The organism is Streptomyces sp. MMCC 100 (assembly GCF_041538145.2).
Lineage (GTDB): Bacteria > Actinomycetota > Actinomycetes > Streptomycetales > Streptomycetaceae > Streptomyces.
Genome location: NZ_JBGORK020000001.1, coordinates 3462861 through 3481697, shown reverse-complemented (window position 1 = coordinate 3481697; position 18837 = coordinate 3462861). Strand labels below are relative to the sequence as shown.

At 72.6% G+C, this 18837-nt stretch carries 7 protein-coding genes; all 7 read right to left on the bottom strand.

Going from position 1 to position 18837, the window contains the following annotated elements; all coding sequences use genetic code 11:
• Nucleotides 1-60: 60 nt before the first annotated feature.
• The gene (locus tag ABS735_RS16170) at nucleotides 61-1761 is read right to left on the bottom strand and encodes an ABC transporter ATP-binding protein (RefSeq protein ID WP_373905476.1); all 1701 of its coding nucleotides are present in this window, start codon (nucleotides 1759-1761) and stop codon (nucleotides 61-63) included.
• Nucleotides 1748-12751 carry a non-ribosomal peptide synthetase gene (locus ABS735_RS16165; protein ID WP_373905477.1) on the bottom strand — a complete coding sequence of 3668 codons (11004 nt, stop codon included), beginning with the start codon at nucleotides 12749-12751 and terminating at the stop codon, nucleotides 1748-1750. The genes ABS735_RS16170 and ABS735_RS16165 overlap by 14 nt, the downstream gene beginning before the upstream one ends.
• A gap of 61 nt (nucleotides 12752-12812) precedes the next feature.
• Complete coding sequence (locus tag ABS735_RS16160; protein ID WP_373905478.1) at nucleotides 12813-14609, bottom strand: ABC transporter ATP-binding protein; 1797 nt, start codon at nucleotides 14607-14609, stop codon at nucleotides 12813-12815.
• Between the two features lie 2 nt (nucleotides 14610-14611).
• Nucleotides 14612-15664: an iron-siderophore ABC transporter substrate-binding protein gene (locus tag ABS735_RS16155; protein ID WP_373905479.1), complete on the bottom strand. Its 1053-nt coding sequence runs from the start codon at nucleotides 15662-15664 to the stop codon at nucleotides 14612-14614.
• A gap of 86 nt (nucleotides 15665-15750) precedes the next feature.
• Nucleotides 15751-16614 carry an ABC transporter ATP-binding protein gene (locus tag ABS735_RS16150; RefSeq protein ID WP_373905480.1) on the bottom strand — a complete coding sequence of 288 codons (864 nt, stop codon included), beginning with the start codon at nucleotides 16612-16614 and terminating at the stop codon, nucleotides 15751-15753.
• A gap of 38 nt (nucleotides 16615-16652) precedes the next feature.
• Nucleotides 16653-17768, bottom strand: coding sequence for a FecCD family ABC transporter permease (locus ABS735_RS16145; RefSeq protein WP_373905481.1), 1116 nt, complete (start codon nucleotides 17766-17768; stop codon nucleotides 16653-16655).
• A complete protein-coding gene (locus ABS735_RS16140) occupies nucleotides 17765-18829 on the bottom strand; it encodes a FecCD family ABC transporter permease (RefSeq protein ID WP_373905482.1) in 1065 nt (354 codons plus the stop codon). The genes ABS735_RS16145 and ABS735_RS16140 overlap by 4 nt, the downstream gene beginning before the upstream one ends.
• Nucleotides 18830-18837: the final 8 nt, after the last annotated feature.

The window sequence follows — 18837 nt, the reverse complement described above, 5'->3', positions numbered from 1 at the left end:
GCCAAACATTCCGCACGGGGGTACTTGGTCACCCGGTCACCCGGTCACCCGGTCACCTGGTCACCTGGTCACCGCCAGGCGGTACTCCTCCCGGGTGGCCAGGAGGTGGCGGTGCGTGTCCTCGGCGGTGACGACGCCCTCGTCCAGGACGAGCACACGGTCGGCGGCGTCCAGCAGGGCGGGGCTGCTGGTGATCACCAGGGTGGTGCGGCCACGGCGCAGCTCGGCGACGCCCCGCGCGATGAGCTGTTCGGTGACCGCGTCCACGGCCGTGGTCGGGTCGCGCAGCACCAGGACGTCGGTGTCGGCGGCGAGGGCGCGGGCCAGGGAGAGCCGCTGGCGCTGGCCCCCGGAGAGGTTGGCGCCCCGGTCGCGAACGGCGTAGTCGAGCCCCTCCCGGTGCAGGGCGACGACGTCGGTCAGCATCGAGGCCTCGACGGCTTCGGGGACCGTGCGGCTGGTGCCCGACGGGTCGATGTTGGAACGCAGGGTGCCCGCGAAGATCTCGCCGTCGTACGGGTTGACCAGCAGATGCTCGCGGACCGCCTCGACCTCCAGGTCCGCGAGGTCCCGTCCGCCGACCCGTACCGTCCCCTCGTACGCGTCGGGCGGGACGTTCAGGGCGAGGATCGCCGCGAGGTCGGCCGCCGCGCGCGGCTGGTACGCGGCGACGGCCACGAACTCGCCGGGGGACACCCGGAACCGCACCTTGCGCAGCGTCCCGTGGCGGACGCAGTCGACCTCCAGGTCCGCGCCGTCGGCCGGCCGCTCCCGCCCCGGTGTCGTCACCGGCGGCGCGCCGAGGACGAGCGCCATCCGCTCGGCCGAGGCGCGCGCGATCATCACGTACTTCGGCATCTCCGAGAACAGTTTCAGCGGTTCCATGATGAACTGCGCGAGGCCCACGGCCATGACCAGCTCACCGATGTCGATCCGTCCCTCGAAGGCCAGCCGGCCCGCCGTGAGGGTCACGGCGGCGGCGAGCACCGCGTTGAGGGCGAGTGCGGTGCCCGCGTAGACGCCGCCCACCCGGGCGACGGTGACCGACTGGTGCTTCGCGTCGGTGCTGACCCGGCGATAGGAGCGGAACGCCGCGTGGTTGCCGCCGAAGCCGTGCAGCGGGCGCAGGCCGATGATCAGGTCGGCGACCTTGGCGCCCGCCCGTGCCACCCGGGCCTGCTGCTCGCGGGTGCTGGAGCCGATGCGTTTGGACATCACGCTCAGGACCGACAGGATCGCCACGGTTCCCACGATGACGAGCAGTCCCAGCCGGATGTCGGCCAGTCCCAGTGCGACCGCCGCGATCAGCACCGCCACCAGCGAGCTGATCAGCAGCGGCACCACCTCGATGATGTCGGCGGTCTGGTCGGCGTCCTCGGTGGCGATGGTCAGCACCTCGCCGGACTTGAGGTCGACGTCCCTGGCCACCGGCTGGAGTCCGCAGCCGGCGACCCGGACCCGCCAGCGGTGCGCCTCGGTCGTGTTGGCCTTCTGCAGGATCCGCATCCCGAACCGCCAGGACAGCGACACGGTCGTGATGATCACGGCCAGCGCGGCGACGGAGATGCCGAGCGCGTCGAGGCTCCGGTGGCGCATGGTGTGCTCGACGATGAGGCCGAGCGCGATGGGGAAGGCGGTCTCGCCGGCCTGGTAGAGGCCCATGAGCACGGTGCCCCAGGCCATCGCGCCGACGTTGCGCCGCAGGGCGGTACGGAGGATGTCGGACCCCGCGCGGGGCCGCTGGGTGTCAGGAGTGGTCATCGAGGTGGCGGGCAATCGCTTCCGGGGTTCGCAGGGTGAACAGATCGCGGATCGTGATCACTGGACCGTACTCCCGGCGGAGCAGCCCGGTCAGCCGCACCGCCAGCATGGAGTGTCCGCCGAGGGCCGCGAAGTCGCTCACGGCGCTCACCTCGTCGTCGTCCAGGTCCAGTGCCTCGGCGAAGAGTTCGCACACCGTCGTCTCGGTCTCCGTCTCCGGGGCGCGCTCCCCCGCCGTGGTCAGCGCGCCCAGCGGCTTGGCCTCCGGGAGTGCCTTGGTGTCGGCCTTCCCGTTCACGGTCAGCGGGATGCCGTCGACCTGGGCGTAGTGCGTGGGACGCAGGAAGTCCGGCAGCCCGGCGCCCACTTCGGCGGCGACCTCGGCCAGGTCGGCGCCGTCCAGCACGAGGTAGGCGGCCAGCCGGTACGCGCCGTCGACCTGGGGGTCGGGCTGGGCGACGGCGGCGACGAACCGCACCGCCGGGTGCGCGGCGAACACGGCCTCGACCTCGCCTGGTTCGACCCGGTGGCCGCGGATCTTGACCTGCTGGTCGGTGCGGCCGAGGTACGTCAGGTTCCCGTCGGACCGCCGCACCATCAGGTCGCCGGTGCGGTACATGCGCTCGCCGGGTGCGCCGAACGGGCAGGCGACGAAGCGGTGCGCGGTCTGGGCGGGCTGCCCGAGGTAGCCGCGCGCGATGCCGACGCCCGCGACGTACAGCTCGCCGGGGACGCCGTCGGGCAGGGGGCGCAGCCACGGGTCCAGCACGTACACGTCCGTGTTGTCGATCGCGACCCCCACCACCGGGTCCGGGCACTCGAAGGTGCCGACGCCGAGGGTGTTGATGGTGTACTCGGTGGGGCCGTACAGGTTGTAGCCGACGGTGCCCTCGGTCTCGGCCAGCCGTCGCCACAGTGCCGGGGTGACGGCCTCGCCGCCCAGCAGCACCAGCGCGGGCCGGCGGGCCGGATCGTCGAGCAGTCCCTCGGCGACCAGTTGCTGCGCGTAGGTCGGGGTGACGTTGACGACGTCGATCCCGTGCTCCAGGCAGTACTCGACCAGTCGGGGCGCGTCGCGGCGCAGTTCCTCGTCGCAGATGTGCACCTCGTGGCCGTCGGCGAGCCACAGCAGTTCCTCCCACGACATGTCGAACGCGAACGACACGGTGTGGGCGATGCGGAAGGTCCGGTGGCCGTGCGCGGCCAGGACGGGTTCGAAGATCCGCCGCTGGTGGTTGAGCAGCATGTTGGTGAGTCCGGCGTACTCGGTCACCACCCCCTTGGGCCGGCCGGCCGAGCCGGAGGTGTAGATCGTGTACGCGGGGTGCCGCAGCCGGTCCGGATCGTCCGGCGCGAAGGTCACGAGCGGCTCGGCCCCGGGCAGCGGACGGTCCAGCTCGATCAGGTCGAGGGCGCCGGTGAGCCGGTGCGATACCGCGCTCACCGTGAGGACGACGTCCGGGCGGGCGTCCGCGACGATCGCGGCGATCCGCTCGTCCGGGTGGTCCAGCTCCAGTGGCACGTAGGCGGCGCCGGTGCGCAGTACGGCGAAGAGGGCCACGATCGAGTCGAGGGAGCGCGGGAGCGCGAGGCCCACCGTCGTCCCGGGGCCGATGCCGCGCCGGGCGAGCACGCCCGCCAGCGCCCGGCTGCGGTCCCGCAGTTCGGCGAAGGTCATGGTCGAGCCGTGGGCGACGAGCGCCGTCCGTCGCGGGTCGCGGTCGGCCGCCCGGTCGAAGCGGTCCACGACGGTGTCCGTCCCGATGCCGGTGCGTTCGGCGGGCTCGGGCGCGGGCGCCAGGCCGGGAAGGGCCCCGATCGGACCCGTGGCCCCGGCCAGGTCGTCGAGCACGCGCAGGTAGTCGTCGAGGAGGCCCCGGGCGCCCGTGGTGTCGTGGTCGCGGTACTCCAGCTTGACGGTGAGCCGGTCGCCGGGGGTGACCACCCATGTGAACGGATAGTGGGTGGAGTCGTCGGCCCGCACCGAGGTGATGCCGTGTCTGGCGTTCATCTCCGCGAAGGCGTCCAGGTCCAGGAAGTTCTGCAGGACGAACAGGTTGTCGAACAGTGTGTCGTGGCCGCCGGCCCGCTGGATCTCGCCGAGCCCGAGGTGCTCGTGCTCCATGGCGTCGACCCGGGCCGCCTGTACGGCCGTCAGGTAGGCACGGACCGTGTCGTGCGGCCGGGCCCGCGTCCACAGGGGCACGGTGTTGAGCAGTACGCCGACGATGTCGGCCAGTCCTTCGCCCTCCCGGCCGGAGACGGTCACGCCGAAGACGGCGTCACTGCGGCCGGTGCGGGCGGCCAGGAGGAGGCCGAAGGCTCCGGTCAGCACGGTGTTCAGCGTGACGCCGTGTGTCCGGGCCGCCTCCCGCAGGGCGTCCGACTGTCCGGTGGTCAGCGTGTGCACGAGCGCGCGCGGCAGGTCGTCGGGGAGGGAGGGCGCCGGTCCGGCGAGCAGGGTCGGGCCCGGCAGGCCGGCGAGGTGCTGTGCCCAGAAGCGTTCCGACGCTGCCGGGTCCTTCGCGGCGAGGGCCCGGGCGTGGTCCTCGAAGCCCGGGGTGGCCGGCACGGCGTCGAGGGGCGCGCCCTCGAGGACGGCACGGTAGGCGTCGAACAGGTCGCGCAGCACGATCTCCCGCGACCAGCCGTCCCAGAGCAGCAGGTGGTAGCTGAGCAGCAGGCCGTCGCGGTCGTCGGGCAGGCGGACCACGGTCAGCCGGACCAGCGGTGGCTCGCCGGGGTCGAACCCCCTCTCCCGGTCCCCGAGTCGCAGGGCCTCGACCTCCGCGTCCGTCGCCGCTTCGACCGTGTGTACGTCGACGCGGCGCCCCGCGGCGAGGACCTGGACCGGGTTCCCGTCCTCGTCCGTGGTGAAGCCCGCGCCCACGGACGGATGCCGTGCGAGTACGTATGACATCGCCCGGGACAACGCGTCGGTGTCCAGGCGCCGTTCGAAGGTGAAGTAGCTCTGGGCGACGTAGTGCCCGGCCGGGCCCGTCAGCTGGGCCTGGAAGTACAGGCCCCGCTGGAGGGGGGTGACCGGTGCCGTGCGCTCGGCCGTCGCGGCGGCGTCCGCGATGTGTTCCAGTGCGCGGTGCCAGTGCTCGGTGATCTCGTCGGGGATGCCTTCGGCGAGGGTGAAGGCCGCGTGCAGGCTGCCGGTGGCGGCGTCGGTCCACGCGTTCACCTCGACGGCGTACGGGCTGCCCTGGTCCTGGCCGGTGATCTGCGGCGTCTCCGACTCGTCGCCCCTGCCCAGGTAGTTGAACAGGACCTGCGGGTGGGCGGTGGCGAGCAGCGGGGCGGTCTGCGGGTTGAGGTACCTGAGCCCGCCGTAGGCGACGTGCGCGCGCTCGTCCGGCCGGCGTTCGGCGACCTCGCGGGCCGCGGCGACGGCGTCGGTGTGCGCGGTGAGCCGTACGGGCGCGATGGCGGTGAACCAGCCGACGGTGCGGGTGTAGTCGTGGTGGTCGAGCGCCGGGACCCTGCCGTGCCGCTCCAGATCGACCGCCAGATCGGTGGGCGACGGCTGGACGCGGGTCAGCGCGGTGCGCAGGGCGCCGCACAGCAGCTCGGTGAGACCGAGGCCCAGTGCGGCGGGCGCGGTTCGCGTGACGCGGTCGCTCACGTCGGATGCCAGGACGATCGTCCGCTCGCGCGTGTTCCGGGCGGCGGGCAACGGTGCGGGGGCCCGCAGCGTGGTGATCCAGTGGGCCAGGCCGTCGGTCTCGTGAGCGGACCGGTACGTGAGTGCTCGGGCGTACTCGGCGTACGACGTGGTCGGCGGTGCCGGGTCCGCACCGCGCATCGCGTCGGCCAGGTCGTCCAGCAGGATCAGCCAGGACACGGCGTCGACGGCGAGGTGGTGTACGGCGACCACGAGGGTGCGGCTCTCCTCCAGCCACGTGAACGCGATGACGCCCCCGGTCTCGGGATCGAGCCGGCCGGCCGCCTCGTCGGCCGCGGTGGTCACGTCGGTGCCGGCCCCGCGGACGACCGTGACCTCGCGGACGGGTTCCGTGCGCAGGGACCACACACCGTGGTCGACGCGCAGCCGAAGTCGCAGCGCCGGGTGCGTGGCGACGACGGCCCGCGCGGCGCGCTCCGCGTCGGCGAAACCGGTCCCGTCGGGTGCCGTCAGCGTCCTGGCCTGGGCGAACCGGCTGAGCGATCCGCCCAGTCCCCGCTGGCGCAGGACGATCGGCGTGGGCGGCAGGGGGCCGTCCTCGTGGCGGGCGGGTGCAGGTTGCGTGGCACGGGGTGCGCGGGTGTCCAGGTGCTCGGCGAGTGCGCGGGGGGTGCGGAGCAGGAACACGTCGCGGGGAGTGATCGGCAGGCCGAGTGCCCTGGCCCGGTTGATCACGGTGATGGCGACGATGCTGTCGCCTCCGGCGGTGAAGAAGTCGGTGTCGGCATCCGGGGTGGAGCCTGGCAGCGTCTCGGCGAAGATGCCGACGACAGAGGCGAGCGCGGAGGCGTTCCCGCCGTTCGCGGCGCCGCCGTCCGACGCGCCGCCGCCCGAGCCCCCGTCCGACGCGCCACCACTCCGCGCCCCGCCACTCGACGCGCCGCCGCTCGCGGCCGGTGTCAGCACCGCGCGCTCGGTCAGCGCCCCGCGGTCCAGTTTGCCGTTGACCGTCAGCGGCAGGGCGTCCAAGGGCAGCACCCGGCCCGGCACCATGTGCGCGGGCAGTCTCGCCGACAGGAGCGCGGTGAGGTCCGCGGGCACCCGGCCCACGACGTGCGCGACCAGGTGGTCCTCGCTGTCCGCCACGGTGACGGCGACGTCGACCACGCCGTCGAGGTCCCGGATCGCGGACTCCACCTCGCCCGGCTCGATGCGGAATCCCTTCAGCTGCACCTGGTCGTCGGCGCGGCCGACGAACTCCAGCTCGCCGTCGAACGTGCGGCGGGCGAGGTCACCCGTGTGGTACATGCGGGAGCCGTCCGCCCTGAACGGGTCCGCCACGAACCTCCCCGCGGTCAGCCCCGGCCTGCCCAGATAGCCGAGTGACACCTGGTCGCCGGCGACGTAGATGGCGCCCACCCGGCCCGGCGGCACGGGGCGGAGCCGGTCGTCGAGCAGGTGAGTGACGAGGCCCGGGACCGGACCGCCGATCGGGCTGGTGGTGGCGGAGCCGGGCGCGAAGTCGGCGGCGGTCAGCACCCGGTGGGTGACGTGGACGGTGGTCTCGGTGATGCCGTACATGTTGACCAGCTCGGGCGAGTCGGTGCCGTGCCGCTCGACCCAGCCGCGCAGCCGCCCGAGGTCCAGAGCCTCGCCGCCGAAGATGATCCGGCGCAGTGCGGGCAGCGGCCCGCCCGCGTGCCGGTCGGCCTCGGCGAACCGGTAGAACGCCGACGGGGTCTGGTTGAGCACCGTCACCCCGCGCTCGCGGACCAGGCGGTGGAAGTCGACCGGGGAACGGGTCAGCCCGTACTCCGGCACCAGCAGCTCAGCGCCGTGCACGAGCGCGCCCCACAGCTCCCAGACGGCGAAGTCGAAGGAGAAGGAGTGGAATTGGACCCACACGTCGTCCGGGCCGAAGGCCATCGCGGACCGGGTGTTGGCGAGCAGGGTCACCACACTGGAGTGCGGGACGACGACACCCTTGGGCCGGCCGGTCGAGCCGGACGTGTAGATCACGTACGCGGGGTCGTGCCGGCGGGCTCCGGGCCCGGGCTCCGCGGCGCTGGGCGGGTGCTCCTCCCCCGGCACGAACACGCGGGCCGCCACGCCCGCGCGGTCCAGCAGCCGCGTGAACCGGTCGCGCTGCTCCGGGGCCACGAGGACGACCTGCGGGGCGGAGTCGGCGAGGACGTACTCAAGGCGCTCGTCGGGGTACGCCACGTCCAGCGGTACGTAGGCCCCGCCCGCGCCGACGACGGCGACCAGGGCGACGACCTGCTCGACGGAGCGCGGCACGGCGACGGCGACCCGCCTGCCGGGACCGACACCGGCCTCGCGCAGTACGGCGGCCAACTCGTCCTTGCGCCGAGCCAGTTCGCCGTAGGTCAGGGACCGGGTGCCGCCGTCGAGGGCGCACTGGGTGACTGCGGTGGCGGCCGGGTCACGGCGCGCCGCGGCGTCGAACAGTTCACTCAGGGTGGTGGAGGCGACCGGCTCGGCGTGCCCGGCGCTCTCGGACGCCAGGTCGCCGACCGGGGCGTCGGGCCGGGTGAGCAGGCCGGTGAGATTCCGCGTGAACGTGCGCAGGATCTCGCGGACGTCGGTCTCCCGCAGCAAGTCGGCGTCGTGGATCAGGTTGAAGCGCGGGCTGCCGTCGGGGGTGCGCTCCACCACCAGGGTCAGCGGATAGTGCGGGGCGCCCTCGTTGACGATGTCGGTGATGACGAGTGTGTCGCCGGGTCGCCGCAGTGCCTGCAGGTCGGCCGCCACGTCGAACACCACCAGGGTGTCGAAGAGCGCGCCGGCGCCGGCCCGGCGGGCGATCCGCGCCAGCGAGACGTGCTGGTGCGGCAGTACCGCGCTCTGGTGGGCCCGGACGGAGGCGAGCAGGTCGCGCCCGGTCGTGGTGGCGGCCCACCGGGCGCGCAGGGGGACCGTGTTGATGTACAGGCCCACCATGTCCTCGATGCCGGGCACGTCCGCGTCGCGTCCGGACACCGTGGAGCCGAACACGACGTCGTGGCTGTGCAGGATGCCGCCCAGCGTGAGGGCCCAGGCGCTGTGCACGGCCACGCTCAGCGGCACACCGGCCGACCGGGCCGCCGCGTCGATGTCGGTGTCCGCCGTCACGGCGGTGTCGGCGAAGTGTCCGGAGGGTGTGTGGCCTTCGGCGATCAGGGAGGGGCCGGGGAGTCCGGCCAGTTGCTCGCTCCATGCCCGGTCGCCGGTCTCGTCGTCGCGTCCGGCGAGCCGGCGTACGTGGTCGGCGAAGCCGCCGAGCGCGTACCCGGAACCGGGCGCGTGGTATTCGGCCAGCAGGGTGCGCAGCATGGGCGGCACCGACCAGCCGTCGGCGACGATGTGGTGCACCGTCTGCACCAGGACGTGCCGGCCGGCTCCGGCGCGGATCAGTGTGTACCGCATCAGCGGGCCGGCGGCCAGGTCGAATCCGGCGCGGCGGTCACCCTCGGCGTGGGCGCGGATCTCGTCGTCGGTGATGCCGGGGCGGTCCAGCGTGGTGAAGGGCGCCTCGGCTCCGCTCTCCAGCACGGAGACCACGCGGCCGTCGGCGAGGGGCACGAAGCGTGCGGCCAGGTTCGGGTGGAGGGTGAGCAGGCGGGTGGCCGCCGCGGCGAGCCGGTCGGGGTCCACCTCGCCCTTCAGCGTGAGCAGTTGCTGCTCGACATAGCTGCCGGTGGCTTCGTCGTCGTAGACCGAGTGGAAGTACAGGCCCTCCTGCAGCGGCGTCAGGGGGAGGATGTCCCGCAGTGCCGGGCCGTCCAGGGCGTCGACGTCGGCCTGGGTGAGCGGCAGCGGGCGGAAGTCGCTGGGCGAGTGGCCGCCGTTCTCCAGCGCGGCCAGCCCCGTGAGGGCCTCCTGGTAGTAGGTGCCGAGGGTCGCGATGTCCTCGTCGGTGAACACGCCGTCGGGCCAGGAGATGGCGGTGAGCAGCTCGTAGGCGCCGGTGGCGGCGGGTTCGGCGATCGCGTTGAACTCCAGGGCGCGGGGCAGGCGCATGCGCGGGTCGCGCTTCTCTCCCAGCCGCCCCGTGGTGCGGGCGAGTTGCCAGTCGTCGGACGAGCCCGCGTCGAAGCGGCCCAGGTAGTTGAAGAGCACCTGGGGTGCGGGGGCGTCGAAGGTGACCTGGGCCAGGTGGCGCAGGGCGCCGTAGGAGACGCCGTTGTCCGGGACGCGGGCGAGGTCTTCCTTGACCGCCTTGAGAGCGGCGGCCAGGTACTCGGGTGCGGTGGGGTCGGCGGCCGTGCCGGGGTCGACGGTCACCGGGAAGAGGGTGGTGAACCAGCCCACGGTCCTGGAGAGTTCCGGCTCGAAGCCGGCGGAGGGGGCGACGAATCGTGCCTCGCGGCCGTGGCCCTCGAGTTCGATGTGCGCGAAGGTCTGGTCCTGGCCGAGGTCGCGGCGCCATCGGGCGAGGGCGACGGCGAGCGCGGTCACCAGTACGTCGTTGACGCCCGCGTGGAACTTCGCGGGTGTCTCGCCGAGGAGCGCGGCCGTGGTCCGGGCGTCGACCGGGACGGTCCGGATCCGCTCGCGTGCCACGGTGTCGTCCACGGTCGGGGCGCGTCTGCCCAGCGGTGCGTCCGGTCCCGGCAGTGGGCGCCGGAAGCAGGCGCTGTCCGCGTCGAAGGCCGCGCGCTCCAGCAGCTGGGTCCAGCGCCGGAACGACGTTCCCACCTGCGGGAGTTCGACCGGTGTGCCCGTGGTGAACTGCCGCCACGCCGTGGCCAGGTCTTCCATGAGTACCCGCCAGGACACGCCGTCGATCACCACGTGGTGGACGACGACGACCAGTTGTCGTGCCTCACGGCGCCATACGGCGCGCAGCATCGCGCCGCCCGCCGGATCCAGTTCTTCGGTGGCGAGGGCGAGGCACGCGTCGAGCGGCCGGTCGCTCTCCTGCCAGAGGGCCGCGGCCGCTTCCGCTTCCGCTTCCGCTTCCGCTTCCGGGATGTCGAATCCCCAGCGAGCGCCGCGCACCAGCCTGGCCCGCAGCATGGGGTGCCGGCGGACGACGGCGGCGAGGATCGCGTCGAGGGCGTCGGTGGTCAGGTCGGCCGGGGTGTTGAGCACGACGGACTGGACGAAGCCGTCGATGGCGTCGGTGGTCTCCCCGAGCCACTGCACGACGGGGGATCCCACGACGGTTCCGGTCGGGACGTCGCGGTGGTCCACGGTCGTGGTGTCCTCGCGGCTCGCCACCGCCGCCAGCGCACCCACCGTGCTGTGGGTGAAGATCTGCCCGGCCGTGACGTAGAGCCCGGCGTCGCGCAGCGCGCTCAGCAGGGAGATCGCCAGGATGCTGTCTCCGCCGAGTCGGAAGAAGTCCTGGTCGACTCCGACCTGGTCGAGGTGGAGCAGCGCCGCGACCGCCGCGCACACCGCCCGCTCCTCGTCGGTGGTGGGTGGGACGACCGATGCCGTGCCGACGACGGGCTCGGGCAGCGCGTTCCGGTCGAGCTTGCCGTTCGCCGTGAGCGGGAACTCCGTCATCACGACGACGTGGGTGGGCACCATGTACTCCACCATGTGCGCGCCGGCCCAGGCCTTGACGTCGTCCGCGCGCAGGTCCTCGTGGCCGGCGGCCGGGATGACGTATCCCACCAGGTAGGTGCCGCCCGCCGGGTTCTTCTTCGCGACGACGCAGGTGTGGCGCACTCCGGGGTGCTCGGCGAGGCCGACCTCGACGTCCTCGATCTCCAGGCGCATGCCGCGGATCTTGATCTGGTTGTCCGCGCGGCCGAGGAAGTCGAGCGAGCCGTCGGGGGCGAAGCGCGCGAGGTCGCCGGTCCGGTACAGCCGGGAGCCGTCGTTCGCGAAGGGGTTCGCCACGAACCGGGAGGCGGTCAGTCCCGGCGCGTTCACATAACCGCGCCCCAGCAGCAGTCCTCCCGCGTACAGTTCACCGCCGACGCCGACGGGCACCGGGCGCAGTTCGTCGTCCAGGACGTACAGCCGGGTGTTGGGGTTGGCCCTGCCGATCGACGTCGACAGGCGCTCCGCCGCTCCCCGGTAGATGACGTGGGAGACACCGATGGTCGTCTCGGCGGGGCCGTAGCCGTGGTACAGGGGGATGTCGAGCCGGGTGCGGAAGCGCTCGTACAGTTCGGGAGTGAGAACCTCGCCGCCGCACCACACGTGTCGGAGGCTGTCGAGGCGCCCCGAGTCGCCCGCCATCTCCAGCAGCACGTCCAGCATGGACGACACCAAGTAGGTGAAGGTGACGCGCTGTTCGGCGATCACGCTGAGCAGGTGGTGCGGGTCGCGTTCGCCGCCGGGCCGCAGGACGACGAGTCTGCCGCCGCTGACGAGGGGCAGGAAGATCTCGTTGATGGAGATGTCGAAGGACAGCGGCGCCTTGAACAGCGACGCGTCGTCGTGCCCGAAGCCCAGGATCTCGTGGATCTGCCACAACAGGCGCTCGCTGATCGCTTCGTGCCGGATCATGGCGCCCTTGGGCCGCCCGGTCGAACCGGAGGTGAAGATCACGTACGCCAGGGCGTCGCCGGGCAGGGTGACTCGGGCCCCCTCGGTGGGGTGGGCGTCGAAACGCCAGTCGCCGAGGTCCACGGCCACGGCTTCCGGCTCGTCCGCGGCGTGCTCGCCCGAGGAGTTGAGCTGTACGACGACCCGGGCGTCCTCGATGACGACGGCCCGGCGCTCGGCGGGCCAGTGCGGGTCGAGCGGGACGAACGCGCCGCCGGCCTGGAGCACACCGAGCAGCCCGACGACCATCTCGGCGGAGCGTTCCAGGGAGATGCCGACCACGTCTTCGGCGGTGAGGCCGCCTGCGATCAGGTGATGCGCCAACTGAGCCGACAGCTCCGCTGCTTGACGGTAGGTCAGTGTGCGGTGTTCGTCGACGACGGCCACGGCGTTCGGCCTGGCGCGTGCCTGTTCGCGGAACATCTCCACCAGGGTGGGGCGGGCCCGGTCGGCGTCGGTGTCGTTCCACCTGGCGAGGTTCTCCAGCCGCTCCGCCGGGCCCAAGGGGCTGATGGTGCCGATCGGCCGGTCCGGGAAGTCGGCCAGGTCGTCGAGCGCGAGCTGGGCGTCGTCCGGTACGACGCCGTCCGGGAGGGTGATGCTCCGGCCGTCCGCGCCGACGTCCCAACCGCCTGGCGCCGTACCGCCGTTGTCGATCCAGGCGAGCACGTCGGTGAACAGGGTGCCCGCGGTGAGGTCGAGGCCGGCGGGGCTGTCACCCGAGGCCCAGTACGACAGTGCGACGGCGCACGCCTCGGCGATGACCTGGTCGGAGAAGTCGCCGGTGCGCCGGCGTATGCCGGTCAGGTGCCCAAGAGAAAGCCGGACGAGAGAAGCGGTCGGTTCCATCATCGAAGACTCAACGCCCCTTCCAAGGAATGAAGGCAGGCTAACCTAACTAAGGCATACCTAACTACCCCGCCTGACTGCCCTCTCGCCAAGCCCGCCACAGCCGTGCGTAGCGGCCGCCCAGCGCCACCAACTCCTCGTGCGCACCCTCCTCGACGACCCGTCCGGCGTCCAGGACGGCGATCCGGTCCGCAGCCATCGCCTGGGTCAGGCGGTGCGCCACGAACAGCGTGGTGCGGCCCGCACACGCGGCCAGCACGGCCCGTTCCAGCTCGGCGGCGCCCTCGCTGCCCGCCTCCGCGGTCGACTCGTCGAGCACCACCACGGGCGCCCGGCAGAGCACCAGCCGGGCCAACGCGATCTGCGCGACCTTGGTCACGTCCAGGCGCTCGCCGCCCTCACCGACCGCGGTGTCCAGCCCGTCGGGCAGGGTGTCGACCCACCCGGCAGCGCCGACGGTGCGCAGGGCGTCCAGGAGTTCGGCGTCGGTCGCCCCCGGCGCGGCCAGCCGCAGGTCGTCGGCGAGCGGCCCGGAGAACACGTGTGTCTCCTGGGTCAGGATGCTCACCAGGGCCCGCGCCCCGGCCTCGTCGAGTCCCGCCAGATCGGTCGGACCCACGCGCACCGATCCCGCCTGCGGGGTACCGATGCCCGCGACCAGCGCGGCCAGGGTCGTCTTGCCCGCGCCCGTGGCGCCCACCAGGGCGAGCGAACCACCCGCGGGGATCGTCAGGTCGACGTCCCTGAGGACCGGCTCCTCGGCACCCGGGTAGGTGAACGTCAGCCCCCGCACCGTCACCGGGTACGGTCCGGCCGCCGCCGCGCCGACGGACTCGTCGCCCACCAGCCGGCCTTCCGCGTCCTCCCCCAGTACGCCGACCAGGCGGGTCAGGCTCGCGCCCGACTTCTGCGCCTCGTCGAAGGTGAACATGATGGCGCCCAGCGGGGTGAACAGCCGGTGGAACAGCAGCGGGGCCGCCGACACCTCGCCCAGGGTGGCGGCGTCCGCCTCCAGCAGCGCGTAGCCCACCACGATGATGAGGGTCAGCCCGATGAACTCGGCGCGGTTCTCCCTGCCGACGAAGCGGCCGAAGAACCGGAACACCTCGATGCCGAGGTCGCGCACCCGCCACGACTGACGGGTGACCCGCTCGCGGAAGGCGTCCTCGAGCCGGTAGGCCCGGACCGTGTCGATGCCGTTCAGGCCGCTGATCAGGGCCTGCGCCCGGTCGGCCTGTGCCACCCGCTGCTTGCGGTACAGCGGCGCGGACCTCGGCAGGTACCAGCGCAGGGCCAGCGCGTAGGCGGGCAGCGCGCCGGCGCCCGCCAGGCCGAGCCGCCAGTCGAGGCCGAACATGCCGGCCGTGGCGATGGCGACGAGGACGCCGGCCGAGAACACCGTGGGGACGGCCGTGCGGATGCCCTTGGAGATGACGGCGACGTCGTCACCCACCCGGGACAGCACGTCGCCGCGGCCCACCTGTTCGACGCGTGCGCTGGGCATGGCCAGGACCGCGCGGACGGCGCCCTCCCGCAGCCGGGCGAGCAGGTCGGCGCCCAGCCGCCCGATCAGGTACGTCGACACCGCGGTCGCCGCCGCGCCGAGCAGCGCCGCGGCGACCATCAGGGCCCCGATCGTGACGAGGACGGACTGCGACTCGCCCCCGGCCACCGCGTCGACCACGCGGCCGAGCAGCAGCACCGGAAGCACCTGGAGCGCGGCTCCCGCCACCGTGGTGAGCACCGTGGCGGCCGTCAGCCACGGCACCTCGCGGCAGTGTGCCGCGACCCATCGGCCGGCCTCGCGTCCGGTCGCCGTACGCAGGACGGCCGGTGCTGCGCGGGTGTCGGTGACGTTCACACCTACCCGGCCGACTTGACGAGTTCGTCGACGGCGTACGGCATGGACAGCAGGGTGCCCTGGGAGATGGCCGCGCCGACCGCCGGGCCCTCGCTGTCCAGCAGGTACGACACCTTGCCGTTCTTGACGGCGTCCAGGTTGGTGAACAGCTCGAACTTCTTCAACGCGTCCTGGTCCGCCTTGTCGTTGATGACGAAGACACGGTCCACGTCGACGAGGTCGACGCGCTCGGGCGAGAGCGTGGTGTAGAAGTCGCCGCCGGCGACCTTGTCGATCTCGGTCTGGTACTTGAAGCCGATGCCGGTCACGAGCCGCCCGCGTACGTCGGTGGAGGTGAACGGGGCCACCGAGTCCTTGTACCAGGACAGTACGACGGCGGTCCGGTCCGCGAACTCCGGGTGCGCCTGCTTGGCCGCGTCCAGCTTGCCCTGGATGTCGGCGACCATCTTCTCGCCCTCCTCGGCCTTGCCGAGGGCCTTGGCGATGTGCAGCGCGTTGTCCTGCCACGGAGCGCTGAACGGCTCCTTCTCGCCCTTGGTGCGGCCCACCGTGGGCGCGATCTTGGAGAGCTTGTCGTAGGCGGCCTGGTCGATCTCGGAGTAGACCGCGACGATCAGGTCGGGGCGCAGTGCCGCGATCTTCTCGTAGTTGGGGCCGGAGTCACCGTTCTTCATGATGACCTCGGGCTTGCTGTCGCCCCACTTGTCCTTCACCCAGGGCCACTGGGTGTTGATGTCGGGGCTCTGTCCGGCCGGGTTCGGGTACTGGTCGACCATGCCGACGGGCTTGATGCCGAAGGCCAGGACGGTCTGGTCGTCGGTGTAACCGACGGAGACGACCCGCTCGGGCGCCTTGTCGATCTTCGTCGTTCCGAAAGCGTGCTCCACGGTGACCGGGAAGGCACCGGCGGCGGCCGGGGTGTCGCCGCCGGCCCTGTCCGCCGAGTCGTCCGAGTCGGAACCGCACCCCGCGAGGAGTCCGACGCCGAGGGCGACGGCGGACAGGACCGCCGCGAGTCGTCGCCAGGGCTTCATACGCGTCGTTCTGAGGAGCATCCGGAGATCCCTTTGCTGTCGCGCCGTCCACTGCGCCCGTCCGAGGGCAGCAAACCTTATCGCGCCCGAGTGAGGTTAGCCTACCCTCACCGATACAACTCCGGTGCTGATCGGCCGAGTTCGGCGTGGGTACGTCCGATCGGCACGATGAGGGGGCGGTCCCCGACCGGGTCGTCGATCACCTTGGCGCGCAGCCCGAACGCCTCGTGCAGCAGGTCGGCGGTGATCACGTCGCGCGGATGGCCCTGGGCCAGGATCGCGCCCTCCCTCATGACGACGAGGTTGTCGCTGTAGCGCGTGGCCAGATTGAGGTCGTGCAGCACCATGACCACGGTGCACCCGGACTCGTGCAGGTCGTCGACCAGGTCGAGTACGTCGACCGCGTGCGCCAGGTCCAGATAGGTGGTCGGCTCGTCCAGCAGCAGCAGGTCGGTGCCCTGGGCCAGGGTCATCGAGATCCACACGCGCTGGCGCTGTCCGCCGGACAGCGAGTCGACCGGACGGTCCGCGAGGTCGGACACCCCGGTCATGGCCAGTGCCTGCCGTACGACGTCGGCGTCGTCCGACGACCACTGCCGCAGCCAGCTCTGGTGCGGATGGCGGCCCCGGGCCACCAGGTCGGACACCGTCAGCCCCTCCGGAGCCACCGGCGCCTGGGGCAGCAGGCCGAGCTTCTTGGCCACGTCGCGCGTCCGGAGCGCGGCGATGTCCTCGCCGTCCAGCACGACCGTGCCGCTGGTCGGCCTGAGCAGCCGCGACAGGGTGCGCAGCAGGGTCGACTTGCCGCAGCCGTTCGGTCCGATGATGGTGGTGATCACGCCGGGCGGGATCGCCACGTCGAGGCCGTCGATGACGGACCGCGCGCCGTACCCGACGGTGACTTTCCGGGCCGCCAGCCGTGAGGCGCCGTCAACTCCCGTGTCGGTCCCGGTGGTGGACTGAACGACCACAACGCCCCCTCGATTAGGCTCGCCTTACTTTGTACCAGCTATCTGCGGTTCGCCCGCACCAGCAGATGGACGAGGAAGGGTCCGCCGATGGCGGCGGTGACCACACCGACCGGCAGCGAGACGGGCAGGGCCGTGCGCGCGACCAGGTCCGAGCCGGTCAGCAGCAAAGCCCCGACCAGGCCGGAGGCCACCAGGGGCGGCGTCGGGCACCTCGCCAGCCGCATCGCCACCTGCGGCGCCACCAGCGCGACGAACGGCACCGGTCCCGCCGCGCTCACCGCCACGCCGGCCAGCAGCACCGCGCACAGCAGCAGGACCGCGCGCACCGCGCCGTACCGGACGCCGAGTCCGGCGGCGACCTCGTCGCCGAAGTGCAGCGGCTTGAACTGGAAGGCGACACAGGCCACGACGACCAGGAGGACGAGCGTGCACCACAGCGCGACGTGGACCTCGCTCCACGACCGGTTGTCCAGCGAGCCGACCAGCCACGCCTGGGCCCGGGCCACGTCCCTGATGTCGGCGGTGACCAGCAGCCAGGTCGTGATCGCCTGCATCACGGCGTTCACCGAGATGCCGATGAGAATGAGCCGGAAGCCGTCGATCCCGCGGCGCCACGCCATGAAGTACACCAGCAGCCCCGTGCCGAGACCGCCCGCGAGCGCCGCCGCCGAAAGGCCCACGGCGTCGGCCACGGCCGTCGCGGCGCCGCCCGACACCGTCACCAGGAACACCGCGACGGCGCCGGCGCCGCTGGTGATGCCGAGGACGTCCGGGCTGGCCAGCGGATTGCGGGCGATCGACTGGGTGAGGGCGCCGGACACCCCGAGCGCGACGCCCACGACGAGCCCGGCGAGGGCCCGGGGCATCCGCAGGTCCATGATCACGAACTCGTCGACCTGCTCGCCGCGGCCGAGGATCGTGGCGACGACCCTGGGCAGGCCGATGGGGAAGTCCCCCACCCCGATGGACAGGCAGAACACCAGGAAGCACGCCACCGCCAGGAGCAGCGTCACGCCCGCGATCCAGGGCCGCCACACGAACGACACGCCACCGAACCGCACACCGGACGCCACCGACGCCCGCACATCCGCCTTCACATCCACTGCCTCGTCCGCCCCGTCCGCCCCGTTCGCCTTCACGTCCGCCCCGTTCACGCGTTCTTGAACTTCCCGCGCCACACCAGGACGGCGAAGAACGGTGCGCCGAGGAGCGAGACGACGACCCCCGCGTCCAGCTCGCTCGGCCGTACGACCAGGCGCCCCACGATGTCGCAGACCAGCAGTACGACGGCCCCGAGCAGACCTGCGTACGGCACCAGCCAGCGGTAGTCCGGGCCGGTCAGGTACCGGGCCACGTGGGCCACCATGAGCCCGAGGAACGCGATGGGGCCGCAGGCCGCCGTCGCCGCACCGGCCAGCAGGGTGATGGCGACGATGCCGACGGTGCGGGTCAGCGCGATGTTCACCCCGAGCCCTCGTGCGACGTCGTCGCCCAGGTTGAGCAGGTTGACGGAGGGCAGTGTCATCAGCGCCGGCAGCAGCCCGGCGGCGATGAAGGCGGACACGGGCCAGATGACGTCGAAGCCGACACCGGTCAACGAGCCCGCGTTCCAGAACCGCAGGGCGTTCAGCGAGGCCTTGTCCGTCAGCGCGACCGCCGTGGTCATCGCCGCGAGGAACACCGTGACGCCCTGCCCGGCCAGGGCGAGCGTCAGCGGGTTGCCCGCGCCCCGGCCGATGCTCGACAGCCCGAACACGACGACACCGGCGACCGCCGCGCCCAGGAAGCCGAACCAGACGTACTGGAACGGGCTGGTGAACCCGAAGGCGGCGATCCCCGACACCACGGCGAACGAGGCACCGGAGTTCACCCCCAGCAGCCCCGTGTCGGCGATGGGGTTGCGCGTGTACCCCTGGATCAGCGCCCCGCCGACGCCCAGGGCGATGCCGGCCACGACCGCGAGCACCGTGCGGGGCACCCGCACGGTCTGCACGATGAGCCTGATCTCGGTGAGCCGCTGGTCGGACTCGGGCGCCGCGAACAGCCCGTGCCAGACCTCGGCGGGACTGAGCGCACGCGCGCCGACGGCCAGCGACGCGGCAGCCGCGACCACGAGGAGCGCCGCGAGCACGCCCAATCCGGCAACCCGGCGCCGTCGGGCCTCTGTTGTACCCCTGGGCGCGGACGCGGGGCGCTGGGCCGCAGTCGTGGTCATAGCGCCGT

Coding starts and splice junctions, on each gene's coding strand:
- ABS735_RS16155 (WP_373905479.1), bottom strand. CDS start 15,664: ATGCTCCTCAGAACGACGCGTATGAAGCCCTGGCGACGACTCGCGGCG.
- ABS735_RS16165 (WP_373905477.1), bottom strand. CDS start 12,751: ATGATGGAACCGACCGCTTCTCTCGTCCGGCTTTCTCTTGGGCACCTG.
- ABS735_RS16170 (WP_373905476.1), bottom strand. CDS start 1,761: ATGACCACTCCTGACACCCAGCGGCCCCGCGCGGGGTCCGACATCCTC.
- ABS735_RS16140 (WP_373905482.1), bottom strand. CDS start 18,829: ATGACCACGACTGCGGCCCAGCGCCCCGCGTCCGCGCCCAGGGGTACA.